8 protein-coding genes are annotated in these 15,139 nt (G+C 44.0%); 6 read left to right on the plus strand and 2 right to left on the minus strand.

What is annotated here, in order from left to right:
• Window positions 1-5: 5 nt before the first annotated feature.
• Window positions 6-1,463, plus strand: coding sequence for a xylulokinase (gene xylB / locus EL241_RS01480; RefSeq protein ID WP_036103496.1), 1,458 nt, complete (start codon window positions 6-8; stop codon window positions 1,461-1,463).
• A 62-nt stretch (window positions 1,464-1,525) separates the two neighbouring features.
• Here xylB and EL241_RS01485 read toward each other — a convergent pair whose 3' ends face one another.
• Together EL241_RS01485 and EL241_RS01490 are read right to left on the minus strand one after the other, a co-directional pair.
• Window positions 1,526-3,712 carry a GH92 family glycosyl hydrolase gene (locus EL241_RS01485; protein ID WP_036103500.1) on the minus strand — a complete coding sequence of 729 codons (2,187 nt, stop codon included), beginning with the start codon at window positions 3,710-3,712 and terminating at the stop codon, window positions 1,526-1,528.
• An 18-nt stretch (window positions 3,713-3,730) separates the two neighbouring features.
• Window positions 3,731-4,765 carry a GntR family transcriptional regulator gene (locus tag EL241_RS01490; RefSeq protein WP_126320287.1) on the minus strand — a complete coding sequence of 345 codons (1,035 nt, stop codon included), beginning with the start codon at window positions 4,763-4,765 and terminating at the stop codon, window positions 3,731-3,733.
• A 155-nt stretch (window positions 4,766-4,920) separates the two neighbouring features.
• Here EL241_RS01490 and EL241_RS01495 point away from each other — a divergent pair, with 155 nt between their 5' ends.
• From EL241_RS01495 to rpoB, 5 genes are all read left to right on the plus strand, one after another.
• A complete protein-coding gene (locus tag EL241_RS01495; protein ID WP_036103503.1) occupies window positions 4,921-6,210 on the plus strand; it encodes a glycoside hydrolase family 125 protein in 1,290 nt (429 codons plus the stop codon).
• Window positions 6,211-6,222: 12 nt separating this feature from the next.
• A complete protein-coding gene (locus EL241_RS01500; protein WP_036103506.1) occupies window positions 6,223-8,919 on the plus strand; it encodes an alpha-mannosidase in 2,697 nt (898 codons plus the stop codon).
• Between the two features lie 55 nt (window positions 8,920-8,974).
• On the plus strand, window positions 8,975-9,985 hold the full coding sequence (gene gap / locus EL241_RS01505; RefSeq protein ID WP_003757297.1) for a type I glyceraldehyde-3-phosphate dehydrogenase: 1,011 nt from the start codon (window positions 8,975-8,977) through the stop codon (window positions 9,983-9,985).
• A gap of 254 nt (window positions 9,986-10,239) precedes the next feature.
• Window positions 10,240-11,022, plus strand: coding sequence for a histidine phosphatase family protein (locus tag EL241_RS01510; RefSeq protein WP_036103510.1), 783 nt, complete (start codon window positions 10,240-10,242; stop codon window positions 11,020-11,022).
• Window positions 11,023-11,503: 481 nt separating this feature from the next.
• Entirely contained in the window at window positions 11,504-15,058 is a 3,555-nt protein-coding gene (rpoB, locus tag EL241_RS01515; RefSeq protein WP_126320288.1) for a DNA-directed RNA polymerase subunit beta, read from the plus strand.
• Window positions 15,059-15,139 lie beyond the last annotated feature (81 nt).

The following is a 15,139-nucleotide window of genomic DNA, read 5'->3' on the forward strand; positions in this document are numbered from 1 at the left end:
AAGGAATGAACTATTATTTAGGGGTCGATTTAGGCAGCAGCTCGCTGAAAATCATTGTGGGCGATGAAAAGGGAGGTATACTGGGAAGTGAGAGCAGTGCTTACACCATCGTTTCCGAACATACTGGATACAGCGAGCAGGACCCGCAATTATGGATAGACGCATTTGAAACTGTTTTTGCAAAACTGCTGGATAAATATTCTGATCTAAAAAGCAGTATCCGAGCAATCAGCTTTTCAGGACAAATGCACTCACTCGTCCTACTAGATAACGACGGAAAGCCCCTTCGCAATGCGATCTTATGGAACGATACGCGAACCACTGCGGAAGTCCGCGAATTGAACGAGCAAGCGAAGGCGCATTTATTGAAACATGAAAAAAACATCGCCCTCGAAGGATTTACACTACCCAAGATCCGTTGGGTACAGAAACATGAACCAGAGCTTTGGGATAAAACGTGGAAGTTTGTGCTGCCCAAAGATTATTTGGTCTATTATCTCACTGGAAAGCTACATACCGAACCATCTGATGCAGCGGGAACGATTTTATACGATCTCGAAGCAGGCGAATGGGACAAAAATTTACTACAGCAGTGGGAGATACCAATCGAAAAATGTCCGGATGTGATTCCGTCGACCGCAGTAGCGGGAAATCTGAAAGCCGCGTTAAAGCAAAAATTTAAGCTTGCAAATGATATTCGCATCATTATGGGTGGGGCTGACAATGCTTGCGGTGCGTTGGGAACGATCGCAGACTTTGATCAGCAGGGATTGATTTCTGTGGGAACTTCCGGCGTGGTACTCTTTTATGATACCGAAACGCATACCCAAGTAGACGGGCGTTTCCATTATTTTCATTCTGCGTTAGAAGGTATGAATTATAAAATGGGCGTGACGCTCTCAGCAGGCTATTCGCTCGATTGGCTGAAACAAATCATGGCTCCCACCGAAAGCTTTGAAACTTTTACAAAAACAGCGGAAGAAAGCCCGATCGGAAGCAACGGTGTTATCTTCGTTCCCTACTTGTTTGGTGAACGGAGCCCTTATTATAATGCCGATCTATCTGCTTCTTTCACTAATTTAAAAGCGCACCACAAACGAGCAGACCTGATTCGCTCTGTTTTAGAAGGCATTGCTTTTTCTTTGAAAAATGTCTTTTTAAATATGGAAACACCAGCTTTACCTAAATTCCGCATCATCGGCGGTGTGGTCAAAAATCCGTTTTGGCTGCAAATGTTCGCAGATGTTTTCGGCTCTGAGATCGAAGTCCTCGAACTAGATGAAGGCCCGGCTTTTGGCGCTATGATCTGTGCAGTACTTAGCGAGTCGCGGCTGGATGCGAAAAGCGTACTTGAAAAATATAATCGTGTGAAGCGAAGTTATTTTCCTGATAACGAGCGGTCAAAACAGTATGACGTTTATTTTGAACAGTTCAAAACGTGGAGTGATCAATTGGATTCCTAAGAAAAAAATCGCAGGAAAACCATTTACAAATGGTATTTCCATGCGATTTTTTTCTATTCTCGTTAAATTGAAAAAGGCGGTATAGCTGTGTCGTAAACACCAAGTGGCGGTACGAGGCCCAATTCGAACTCCAGCTCTGCCCCGCAAACCAATTCCTGATGCGAGATCGCAAGCTTTTTAAACACTTCTCCATTCCATTTCAGTCCTACAACAAACTGATGTTGGACGGTATTATTGTGACTAGAGATCCGCACGATTTTCCCAGTTGGCAGAGTAATGACTACTTCATCAAAAGCAGGGATCCCCAAAACATATTCGCCGCTGCCAGGCGTTACCGGATATAAACCAAGTGTGCTCCAAACATACCAGCCTGCCATACTGCCGTTATCCTCGTCGCCTGGGAAACCGGTAAAGGAATCATCAAAAAATCGACTGCATGCCTGTTTGACTAATAATTGAGTCAAATCAGGACGTTTTGCATAAGTAAACAGATAAGGGATGTGGAAACTTGGCTGATTGGAAAGCGCGATCTGGCCAAAGTCGATCATTGCCATCTCACTCATTTCGTGTATCTCATAAGGATAGCCAGTGACATCGAAAGTAGGAGGCGTATTTGCCAGTTCCGTCAAGCGAGCTAAGAAGGCATTTTCTCCGCCGAATTGTTCGATCAGCCCGGCAAAATCGTGGAAAACAGCAAAACTACTTTGCCAAGCGCTACCTTCTGCATAATCCCCGCCCCAAGCGAAAGGATTGAAGGGGGTGCGGAATTGGCCGTTTTCATCTTTTGCGCGCATAAAGCCATCTGCTTTGCTGAATAGCTGCTGGTAATTGCGGGAGCGATCGCGGTATTTTTTCGCTTTATCAGGCAATCCCAGATACCCCGCCACAACAGAGATACAGAAATCGCTATACGCATAATCAAGCGTGTGGTTGACGCTTTCATGATAACTTAGTGGCACGTAACCCAAACGTTCATAATCCTTGCCGCCTTGCCGTCCGTAATTGCCATTCGCGGAAGGAGTAGACGCCGTATATTCCATTGCTTTCAAAAAGTCCGGCATCAGTTCAGCACCAATGTTTTTTACCGCTGCATCTGCAATAACTGCATCGATCAGTGTCCCCGGCATTATGCCGCGCTCATCAGGAGAGAGCCACTTCGGTAGATAGCCGCTTTCACGATAGCTATTCAAGAAGCCTTCCAACATTTCTGCGTATAATTCCGGAACCAAGAGGGAATAAAGCGGAAAGACCGTTTTATAGGTATCCCAGAAGCCATTATTGGTATATAAGATCCCTTTTTCTACTCGCTTAGCCGTTGTATTGTAATGAATTGGCTGCTCCAACGCATCATATTCATAAAAACGCTGCGGAAAAAGACCAGTTCGGTACAGGCAGTGATAAAACGTGCTTACTTTTTTGCTATCGCGATCCGTTATGTTGATCTTTCCTAAGTAATCATTCCAAGCGGTTTCTGCTTTTTCTTTTGTCGTGTAAAAGTCGTCCGTCAGTTCCCGCTGTAAATTAAGTTGAGCTTGTTCTGGACTGATAAAACTGGTAGCGATCGTGACCACCGCTGTCCCGCTGGAAAAGTCACGGAAAGCGAGCTGAAAAAGTTGGTCATCCGCTTGATTATGATCAGCCGCTTTTCTTATTTCCCCTTCAAAAAAACCAGTTTCTGCCGGAGAAAAAATCTGATCCGCTGTAAATGCAAAATACATTTTAAAATTTTTATCCACACAATCAGCAAAGTTTTTTACATAACCAGTGACAATATTGGTGTCAAAATCTACGGCGATCGCGCTTTCAGCTGGTGCAGAAAATAAAAGACTATGCAAATCATTCTTAGCATAATGGATTTTTAACTTTGCGCCATATGTACTGGGAACTAATTCACTTGTAATCTGATAACGGAGCTGTTTGATTTTTAAATAGTGCGGATTAAATGCAGCTTCTTCCGGACGATAGGAACTTTGAATGCCGTAAAGCGTATGCTGCTGGATCTCTCCTGTAAGCGGTGTTAAAAGTAGCTGTGAAAAATCGCCCATCCATGGACTCGGCTGGTGAGTCAGCCGAAAGCCTTGAAAAGTATGATCTTGCGGATGAAAAAACCAGCTTCCTTTTTCGTTGGTGGTTTGGGCGACAAAATAATTCATTCCCCAGGGAACGCCGGTATAAGGTAGTGTATTTCCATTGGAATAAGTAGCGGAATTGGCAGTACCCTGACGTGTATCGATTTGTATGGCTTTCATTGTTATCACTCCTGCATTTTAATAATGGGACTCCCGTTCGATCCATTGGACGGGTACTTCGACATTTGCGGGTTCTTTCTTAGCGATGACTTGCAAAAGCATATTTGCTGCGGCTTCTCCCATTGCTAGAAAGTCCTGCGAGATCGTGCTAAGCGCCGGTTCTACCAAACTCGCGGCTTGGATATTATCAAAGCCAACAATGGAAAGCTGTTCCGGAATGTTGATTCCTGCTTGTTTCGCTACTTTCATAAAATGGATAGCCACAAGATCGTTTTCTGCGATGACTGCACTGACACCACTGTCTAAATAAGACTGCAATAGAGCAGCATCATCTTGGCTCGCATCTGTATTCGGTGCTGTTTGGAAGGATTGTCCCGCTTCAAGAAGCGCTTGCAAATAACCGAGATAACGCTGGCGTACAGTGGATATCTGACCTAGCGGCGTATGATGTAAAAAGGCAATGCGTTCATGCGTCTGCAAAAGTCTTTTAGTTGCTGTATAAACACCGCCGAAATTGTCCGCTGTAACTAATGGTAGATCCAGCTCCTCCACTTTTTTATCCAGCAGAACGATCGGGAATTTTTGATAAGCCAATTGATATAAAATGGCTAAATTGGAATTGCTGAACAGCGGATAATAGATCATGCCGTCATATTGACCGATCAATTCAAAAAAATTAGGCTGCGTCAAATAAGTATCATCTTGAATATGGAGCTGATAGCCCTGAGAGGTCAAATAAGGCAACATTCCGGCGGTGAAATTGCCGAGATCATGCTGGTTAGGGAAGGGAGATAAAAATAAGATTTTCTTTTGTGGCTGCTGCGGCACATGCTCTCCGGCGGCTTTTACAAACGTGCCCTTTCCTTGGATGCGTTCTACTAAGCCTTTATTTTCTAAATCTGTCAACGCACGTTTAGAAGTGATCCGGCTCGTATGAAAACTTTGCGCGAGGCTTTGCTCAGTTGGGACTTGCTCGCCGACAGCTAGTTCGCCAGTTAAGATTTTTTTTGCTAAAAAATCGTATATTTCCTGATAGATGGGTTTTTTGGGCATGCTTCGTCACCTTTTCTATAATTGATATATCAAATTTATAATAGCATATCAAGCTTGTAAAATCAAAAATAGAATTAAAGGTTGCAATTTTGAGTCAGCCTCATTATACTGTAGTGGAGTATAAATGATATATCAAATTTAGAGGAGTGTTGATAATGGCATATCAAGAAGTGCCGACAGCGGTTAAAAACTTCATGCAGACAATTACGGAAAAATGCGGAACAGCACATGCGGATTGGGCGAAAAATTTCAACGCATGTTTTGCAAATACTTTATTAACGACCATAAAACGGTTGCCAGACGAAACAACTTTTGTACTGACAGGCGATATACCGGCGATGTGGCTGCGGGATTCCACTGCGCAAGTGCGTCCGTATCTTGTGGTAGCAAAAGAAGATGCAGAAATCGCGAAAATGATAGCTGGCCTAGTGGAACGGCAAATGCAGTTTATTTGTTTAGATCCTTATGCAAACGCCTTCAATGAAACAGCAAATGGAGCTGGACATCAAACGGATCATACGGAGAAGCTTCCGGAAATATGGGAACGCAAATATGAAATCGATTCACTTTGCTACCCCGTTCAACTTAGCTACTTATTATATAAAGCAACTGGCGACACAAGTCATTTCAATGCTACATTTGAACAAGCGGTCGACAAGATCTTGGCGGTATGGGAAACAGAACAACATCATGAAAACTCGCCATACCGTTTTGTCCGTGATACAGATCGGAAAGAAGATACGCTTGTGGAAGACGGGGTCGGTAGTAAAGTTGCTTGGACAGGGATGACTTGGTCTGGTTTTAGACCGAGCGACGATGCTTGTATTTACGGGTATCTCGTGCCAAGTAATATGTTTGCTATCGTGGTCTTGGATTATTTAAGAGAGATATTTACGACGATTTTACCAAGTGAACAAAAAACAGCACAGATCAAACAGCTCCGTGATGAAATCGAAAAAGGTATAAAAACATACGGCGTGACAACGTCTGAAACTGGCGAAAAAATTTACGCATATGAAGTAGACGGCAAAGGTAGCGCCAAGATCATGGATGATTCCAACGTGCCCAATCTCTTATCAGCGCCGTACCTCGGCTATTGCGATGCGGATGATCCTCTATATCTAGCGACAAGAAAAGTGATTACGAGCAAAGAAAATCCTTATTTTTATGAAGGGGAATATGCAAAAGGAATCGGGAGTTCGCACACACCACCGGAATATATCTGGCCGATCGCGCTTGCGATGGAAGGAATGACAACGACCAGCAAAGCTGAGAAAGAACGGATCTTGAATACGCTTGTGGCTTGCGATGGCGGTACCAATCTGATGCACGAAGGATTTGATGTCAATAACCCGAATAATTACACCAGAGAATGGTTTTCTTGGGCAAATATGATGTTTTGTGAGCTTGTTATGGATTATTTTGATATCCAAATCCAAAAATAGGAGGGCAACGACATGAAAGAAGTTGTACACGTTATTTCGCACAGTCACTGGGACAGAGAATGGTACTTGCCATATGAAAAGCACCACATGCGCTTGATCGAACTGATCGATGATCTGCTGGAACTTTTTCAAAAAGATCCTGCATTTCGCTATTTTCACTTAGATGGTCAAACCATTATCTTAGAAGATTATTTGGAAGTGAGACCGGAGAAAGAGCAGGAATTAAGGCAAGCGGTGCAAGCCGGGAAATTAAAGATCGGGCCGTTTTATATTTTACAAGATGCCTTACTTACCAGCAGTGAATCCAATGTTCGTAATATGCTTGTAGGGATGGAGACGGTTAAGAAGTGGGGGGTAGATCCTGTTTCTGTTGGCTATTTTCCAGATACGTTCGGTAATATGGGGCAGGCAGCGCAAATATTACAGCAAGGCGGGATCGATGTGGCGGCATTTGGCCGCGGTGTGAAACCGACTGGCTTTAATAATGTCGTCATCAATGATGATAAGTATACCTCGCCGTTTTCGGAAATGTGGTGGCAAGGTCCAGATGGGAGCAAGGTGCTGGGACTATTATTCGCGAATTGGTACAGTAATGGGAATGAGATCCCAAGCGAACGCGAAGCAGCACGAGCTTTTTGGGATGAAAAGCTTGCAGATGCAAAACGCTATGCCTCTACTAATCAGCTGTTGATGATGAATGGTTGTGATCATCAGCCGGTTCAAAAAGATCTGTCCGCTGCGATTCAGCTGGCAAATGAACTTTATCCGGAGATCGAGTTTGTGCATAGTAATTTTGATGATTATCTGAAAGCAGTACGTGCAGAACTCCCGGCAGATTTAAACCAAGTGGAGGGGGAACTCACTAGTCAGGAATCGGATGGTTGGTACACGCTCGCTAATACTGCCTCTGCCCGTATTTATTTAAAACAAGCAAATACAAAAGTAAGCAGACTGCTGGAGAACATTGCCGAACCGCTGTCAGTGATGGCGGGAGAAGCTGGCAAAGCATATCCGCATGATCCACTGCGTTATGCTTGGAAAAAGCTGATGCAGAACCATCCGCACGACAGTATCTGCGGCTGCAGCGTCGATGAAGTTCACCGCACCATGGTAGAACGTTTTGCCGAAGCAGAGGAAGTAGCAGATTATATCGCTACGGAAGCAGCTGACTATCTGGCAGCAAAAGTTGATACCAGCGCCTTTCCAGCTGATGCCAAACCTTTTGTAGTCTGGAACACAGCGGGAGCACGTAAGACGGGAAGCGTGATCGTTGAGATCGAGTGGGAACGCATTTTATTCGCTGGCCATGATCATGAAACCCTTTATGATAAACTCGAAAAGAAAGGCATTCCGACTATCTGCGTTCAGGATAGTCATGGCGAAACAGTAGCATTTGATTTGGTGGGAAGCGAAGTTCGGTTTGGTTATGACCTTCCAAAAGATGGCTTCCGCGTACCGTATATGGCACGCTATGTAAAAGTGGCGCTGTTCTTAGAAGAGATGCCGGCGTTTAGCTGGCGAACTTACGCTTTGGTACAGTCTGCTGAAGCGGCAGAAATAGAAAATCTAGTTTCGGCGGAACCGCGCCTAATGGAAAATGATTATTTGCGCGTACAGGTAGGAGAAGACGGCACGGTTGCTGTGTTTGATAAACAAACGGGTACTAACTATGAAGACGTGCTCTATTATGAAGAAACTGGAGATATCGGAAACGAATACATTTTCTTTGAACCCACGGATAGCAAACGCATTTATTCCCAAGACGGCGATACCACAGTAACCATGCTTTCCAATACAGCAAACGTAGCTGAGATCGAAATAGTTTCCACAATGATGGTGCCGTGCTCAGCAGATGACATGCTTGCACGTGAACAAAAAGCAATCAAAGAATTCCGCCGCCGCGAAGCAAAGCGTTCGGTTGAGATGGTGCCATTTGTTATCCATACGACACTTCGATTAGAGAAGTATAACCGTCAACTGCAAGTTTTCACCGCATTCGATAACCAAGTGAAAGATCACCGTCTTCGTGCGATCATTCAAACCGATATACACGCTGAGCAGCACCAAGCAGACAGTATTTTTGAAACAGTGACACGCCCGAATCGTCCGGCAGCTGTATGGGAAAACCCGACAAATCCGCAGCATCAGCATCAATTTGTGCATCTAGCGGACGAATCAAAAGGGATAACCGTCAGTAATTATGGTTTAAATGAATATGAGATCCTAAATGAAGCGAAACCGAAAATCGCGCTCACACTCTTACGCTCCGTTGGGGAACTGGGTGACTGGGGTTACTTCCCGACGCCGGAAGCGCAATGTTTAGGTGCGCAACAAGTCGCATTTGCCATCGAGTTTCATCAAGCGGGCGAAGAAACAGCTACTTATCAACGTGCGAAAAACTTCCAGATTCCGTTCACGTTTAGTCAAACTGGTATTCATACTGGAACGCAATCGCCGGAACATCATTTTCTGGAAGTCGAAGGGGATGCGTTTTCCGTAACCGCATTGAAGTATAAAGAAGCATCAAGCGATCTACTTCTCCGAGGATATAATTTAACGGAACGTATTGCTGATCTGCGTGTTCGCTTTGCCGGAAAACAGCTGTACAGATCCAATTTGCTAGAAGAAAAAACAGGTGCTTTTGAAGGTCAGATAAAAGGTGCGGAAATCGTTACCCTGGGATTTGAAAACACCAATCATATCGGTTGAAAAAATCAGTTGAGAAGCGCATACTAGCGGTATATTAATGGTGGAGGGGATAAGTATGACGGTAAAAGTTGGTATCAATGGTTTTGGCCGGATCGGCCGCTTGGCATTTCGCAGGATAAAAGAAGTTTCTGATGATATCGAGGTCGTGGCGATCAATGACCTGACAAGCCCGGAAGTACTAGCACATCTGCTGCAATTTGATTCTACGCATGGTACTTATGCAGGCGAAGTAACTGCCACATCGGAAGGAATAAAAGTGGACGGCGTCGAAACGAGAGTTTACGCAGAGCCGGATGCAAGCAAGATCCCTTGGGTTGAAAAAGACGGCGTCGATATTGTATTGGAATGTACAGGTTTCTATACCTCTGAAGAAAAAGCAAAAGCACATTTAGATGCTGGAGTGAAACGAGTGGTGATCTCGGCACCCGCAGGACAAATGAAAACCATCGTCTACAATGTAAATGACGATACGCTGACTGCTGACGATCAAATTATTTCTGCAGGTTCTTGTACGACAAACTGTCTGGCACCGCTGGCTTATTTCTTACATGAAGAATTCGGTATCAAGGTAGGAACGATGACTACTGTCCATGCGTATACGTCGACACAAATGCTACTTGATGGTCCAGTGCGCGGCGGGAATTTGCGAGCAGCCCGCTCGGCAGCAGATAATACGATCCCTCACTCTACCGGGGCAGCCAAGGCGATCGGGTTAGTTATCCCTGAATTGAACGGCAAGCTACAAGGACATGCCCAACGTGTTCCTGTAGTGGATGGTTCCCTGACAGAATTGGTTGCTATTTTAGACAAAAAAGTAACAGCCGATGAAGTGAACTCGGCGCTCAAAAAGCATACCGAAAACAATCCTTCTTTCGGCTACGACGATCGCGAAATCGTATCCGGCGACGTGATCGGAACGACATATGGTTCCATTTTTGATCCGACGCAAACTGAAGTTACCACTTCTGGTGATTTCCAATTAGTCAAAACGGTTGCTTGGTATGATAACGAATACGGTTTTACATGCCAAATGATTCGCTTGTTGGAAAAATTTTCTAACTTGTAAAATCTGAAAAAACGGTTAAAATAGCCACTCGTTTAGCGGGAATAAGTATTTCTCCGCTAAACGAGTTTTTTTACATATCTTTATAGCGTTTTTATGAAAGCGCTTGCTAGAAAGGGAGATTCGTGCTATTATAGCATTAAATAAACAGGGTTGTTACTGGTGAAGCAGGCAAAACCTAAGTCGTGGAGAAGTGCTATTTCTCCTCGATTTAGGTTTTTTCTTTTATTTCAAACAAAAAAGGAGTGCAACAAGAAATGAAAAAAATCAGCAGTATAGTAGTCATCCTTCTAATGAGTTTAAGCTTAGTGGCATGTGGGAACGGCGGAGAAACAAAGTCGGCTCCCGAGAAAGAAAAAAACGAGAAAGTCACGATCTATGTAACCAGACATGGGAAAACGATGTTTAATCAGGTTCACCGTGCGCAAGGCTGGTCAGACACACCGCTGACGAAAGACGGTCGTGATGTAGCGTCAGATCTGGGCAAAGGACTGAAAGAAAAGAAAATCGATTTTGATGCCGTGTATACTAGCGATTCAGGTCGCGCGCGCGAAACAGCGGAATTGATCTTAAAGGCAATGGGTGAGGAGAAAAAAGAAGTGAACGAATCACCGAAACTGCGTGAAAACGGTTTTGGAATCTTTGAAGGCGATTTTGATGAAAATATGTGGGGGAAGGCTGCGAAAACACTAGGCTATAAAGATATGGATGATCTTGTCGCTAATTTGGATAAAGTCGGCTTGGACAAAGCGGTAGATGCGATCGTCGCTAATGATACTTCCAAACAAGCAGAAACACGTGCGGAGGTTAAAAAGCGGATGCAGGCAGAAATGAAAGAAATTGCTGAAAAACAGAGAAAAGCAGGCGGCGGGAAAGTGCTGGTCGTTTCTCACGGCATGGCGATCACAAGTATGATAAGCGATTGGACAGATGCAGATACAGATCAGCAGTTGCCAAATGCCAGTGTTACTGAACTCACGTATGAAAATGGCAAATTTACAGTAGGCAAGATAGGGGATACCAGTTATATAGAAGAATAAATGCAGCAGCAGTGGCGAGGATGAATGCCGCTGCTGTTTATTATAATAGGAAGAAATAAGGAGAAGCAGTTAAGCTGGAGAAACAGCTTGACAAAGGCGCTGGGTTGTTGTATTATAATATAATGCCAACATAATCTACACTAGGGTCGTTATGTCATTTTCATGCCAAAATGACAACAAAAAAGACAGTATAATTAAACACGGACGTGGTTTTCAGATAAGAGATTGAAATCCGCTTTCTTTTTGTCTTTTCCGTGTAGTTTATTCGTTTGGAAGTTCCACTCAGACAAGTTAAGGTAGAAGAAAGAATGATCCATTCTGAGGCAGGCGGTCAGGAAGCTTTTGATAGACGGTGTTTAAGGAAGCAGTCATTGTACGCAAATGAATCTGCTTAAATTACTTAAACTCCGGGTGCGGAAGGTTTAAACGCAGGCGCTTTTGACTTAGAGAGTGTGCTAATATATTTTAATTATTTTGAGGGGTGAATAGTTTGTCAGGACATGATGTGAAATACGGACGTCATCGCACGCGTAGAAGTTACGCGCGTATCAGTGAAGTGTTAGAATTACCTAACTTGATCGAAATTCAAACGGCATCTTATCAATGGTTCCTAGACGAAGGGCTTCGTGAAATGTTCCGAGATATTTCTCCGATCGAAGACTTTGCTGGAAATCTATCGCTTGAATTTATCGACTACGATCTTGGAGAACCTAAGTATTCGGTTGAAGAATCCAAGAGCAGAGATGCTAACTATGCAGCTCCACTACGTGTCAAACTAAGATTGATCAACAAAGAAACCGGAGAAGTGAAAGACCAAGAAGTATTCATGGGCGATTTCCCGCTGATGACAGAAATGGGTACTTTCATTATCAATGGGGCAGAACGTGTTATCGTTTCCCAATTAGTACGTTCTCCTGGTGTTTATTTCAATGATAAGATCGACAAAAATGGTCGTACTGGATTTGGTTCCACTGTTATCCCTAACCGTGGGGCTTGGCTGGAATATGAAACAGATGCGAAAGATGTTGTCCATGTTCGGATCGACCGTACACGTAAATTACCAGTAACGGTATTGTTGCGTGCACTAGGTTTCGGTTCTGACCAAGATATCATCGAACTTGTCGGTGATAACGAATATTTACGCAATACATTAGAAAAAGATAATACAGATAACGCCGAAAAAGCGTTGCTTGAGATTTACGAACGTCTACGTCCGGGTGAACCGCCTACTGTTGAAAATGCGAGAAACTTACTTATTTCCCGTTTCTTCGATCCAAAACGCTATGATCTAGCAAGCGTAGGACGTTATAAAATCAACAAAAAATTACATTTGAAAAACCGTTTGTTCAACCAACGTTTAGCAGAAACATTAGTTGATCCTGAAACAGGTGAGATCATTGCTTCTAAAGGTGATATTTTGGACCGCCGTGCGCTGGACCAAATCATCCCGAATTTAGAAAGCGGTGTTGGTTTCCACACACTTCATCCTTCCAATGGAATCATGGATGACAGCGTTGTTGTTCAATCCATCAAAATCTATGCACCAAATGATGAAGAAAAAGAAATCAATATCATTGGTAATGCGTACATCGAAGAAGATGTGAAGCACATTACACCATCTGATATCGTTTCTTCGATCAGTTATTTCTTCAACTTGCTGCATGGCGTTGGCGACACAGATGACATCGACCACTTAGGAAACCGTCGTTTGCGTTCTGTCGGCGAATTGTTGCAAAATCAATTCCGTATTGGTCTATCTCGTATGGAACGTGTGGTACGCGAACGTATGTCGATTCAAGATATGAGTACGATCACACCACAACAATTGATCAACATCCGTCCAGTTGTGGCGTCTATCAAAGAATTCTTCGGTAGCTCCCAGTTATCGCAATTCATGGATCAAACGAATCCGCTTGGCGAATTGACGCACAAACGTCGTCTATCTGCGCTTGGACCTGGTGGTTTGACTCGTGAACGTGCTGGTTATGAAGTACGTGACGTTCACTACTCTCACTATGGCCGTATGTGTCCGATCGAAACGCCAGAAGGCCCGAACATCGGATTGATCAACTCCCTTTCTTCTTATGCGAAAGTAAACAAATTTGGTTTCATCGAAACACCGTACCGTCGTGTGGATCCTGAAACGAACCGCGTTACAGATAAGATCGATTATCTGACAGCAGATGAAGAAGATAACTATGTAGTAGCACAAGCAAACTCGAAACTAGACGACGATGGCTCTTTTGCAGAAGAAGAAGTTATGGCTCGTTTCCGTTCCGAGAACTTAGCTGTTACAAAAGAACGTGTCGATTACATGGACGTATCTCCTAAACAAGTTGTGTCCGTTGCGACAGCATGTATTCCTTTCTTAGAAAACGATGACTCCAACCGTGCGCTGATGGGAGCGAACATGCAACGTCAAGCTGTTCCGCTTATGCACCCAGAAGCACCTTTCGTAGGTACTGGTATGGAACACGTTTCTGCGAAAGACTCCGGTGCTGCGATTACTGCAAAGTATGATGGCATTGTAGAACACGTAGAAGCAAAAGAAATCTGGATTCGCCGTGTATCCGATGTAGATGGTACAGAAGTTACAGGCGGTATCGATAAATATACACTTCGCAAATTCGTTCGTTCCAACCAAGGAACCTGTTATAACCAACGTCCAAACGTTGCAGAAGGCGATCGCGTTGTCAAAGGTGAGATCCTTGCTAATGGTCCTTCGATGGATTCCGGCGAACTTGCACTTGGACGTAACGTACTTGTTGCCTTCATGACATGGGATGGTTACAACTACGAGGATGCGATCATCATGAGCGAACGTCTTGTTAAAGATGACGTTTATACTTCTATTCATATCGAAGAATTTGAATCAGAAGCTCGTGATACAAAACTTGGACCTGAAGAAATGACTCGTGATATTCCAAACGTTGGGGAAGACGCATTGCGTGACCTTGATGAACGCGGAATCATCCGTGTCGGCGCCGAAGTAAAAGACAACGACTTGCTTGTTGGTAAAGTAACGCCTAAGGGTGTAACGGAACTAACTGCTGAAGAACGCTTATTGCATGCCATCTTTGGTGAAAAAGCACGTGAAGTTCGTGATACTTCTCTTCGTGTACCACATGGCGGCGGCGGAATCGTATTGGATGTTAAAATCTTTACACGTGAAGCTGGCGACGAATTACCACCAGGTGTTAACCAATTAGTACGTGTTTATATCGTTCAAAAACGTAAAATCCATGAAGGGGACAAAATGGCCGGTCGTCATGGTAATAAAGGGGTTATCTCTCGTATTTTACCTGAAGAAGATATGCCGTTTATGCCTGATGGCACACCAGTCGACATCATGCTTAACCCACTAGGGGTTCCATCACGGATGAACATTGGACAAGTACTAGAATTGCATCTTGGTATGGCAGCTCGTGCACTTGGCATCCATGTTGCGACACCAGTATTTGATGGTGCAAACGAAGAAGATGTGTGGAGCACTGTAGAAGAAGCTGGCATGGCACGCGATGCGAAAACGATCCTGTACGATGGACGTACTGGCGAACCTTTCGATAACCGTGTTTCCGTTGGTATCATGTATATGATCAAACTTGCCCACATGGTCGACGACAAATTACATGCTCGTTCAACTGGACCTTATTCCCTTGTTACACAACAACCGCTTGGTGGTAAAGCACAATTCGGTGGACAACGTTTCGGGGAAATGGAAGTTTGGGCGCTTGAAGCTTACGGCGCGGCTTATACGCTTCAAGAGATCCTAACAATCAAGTCCGATGATGTTGTAGGACGTGTGAAAACTTACGAAGCAATCGTTAAGGGTGAAAGTGTACCACAACCAGGTGTACCAGAATCCTTTAAAGTATTAATAAAAGAACTTCAAAGTCTTGGTATGGATGTTAAGATCCTTTCTGCTGACGAAGAAGAAATCGAATTCCGTGATCTAGACGATGACGATTTCGCTGGTCAAAACGAAGCGTTCAATATCGTGAAACCAGAAGAAGCACAGACCGAGCAGGTTGATTAACCAGCCCGATAGTTAAGACTCCAAAACAAATAAACGCAGCGAAACGACAAACGTTCATCTTCATTTGCCATTTCGCTGGGT

Origin of the sequence: Listeria grayi, assembly GCF_900638015.1 — a bacterium.
Classification (GTDB): Bacteria; Bacillota; Bacilli; order Lactobacillales; family Listeriaceae; genus Listeria; species Listeria grayi.

Excerpts from the sequence above, each read along its gene's own strand:
- xylB (WP_036103496.1), top strand. The coding sequence starts at position 6 with ATGAACTATTATTTAGGGGTCGATTTAGGCAGCAGCTCGCTGAAAATC.
- EL241_RS01485 (WP_036103500.1), bottom strand. The coding sequence starts at position 3,712 with ATGAAAGCCATACAAATCGATACACGTCAGGGTACTGCCAATTCCGCT.
- EL241_RS01490 (WP_126320287.1), bottom strand. The coding sequence starts at position 4,765 with ATGCCCAAAAAACCCATCTATCAGGAAATATACGATTTTTTAGCAAAA.
- EL241_RS01495 (WP_036103503.1), top strand. The coding sequence starts at position 4,921 with ATGGCATATCAAGAAGTGCCGACAGCGGTTAAAAACTTCATGCAGACA.
- EL241_RS01500 (WP_036103506.1), top strand. The coding sequence starts at position 6,223 with ATGAAAGAAGTTGTACACGTTATTTCGCACAGTCACTGGGACAGAGAA.
- gap (WP_003757297.1), top strand. The coding sequence starts at position 8,975 with ATGACGGTAAAAGTTGGTATCAATGGTTTTGGCCGGATCGGCCGCTTG.
- EL241_RS01510 (WP_036103510.1), top strand. The coding sequence starts at position 10,240 with ATGAAAAAAATCAGCAGTATAGTAGTCATCCTTCTAATGAGTTTAAGC.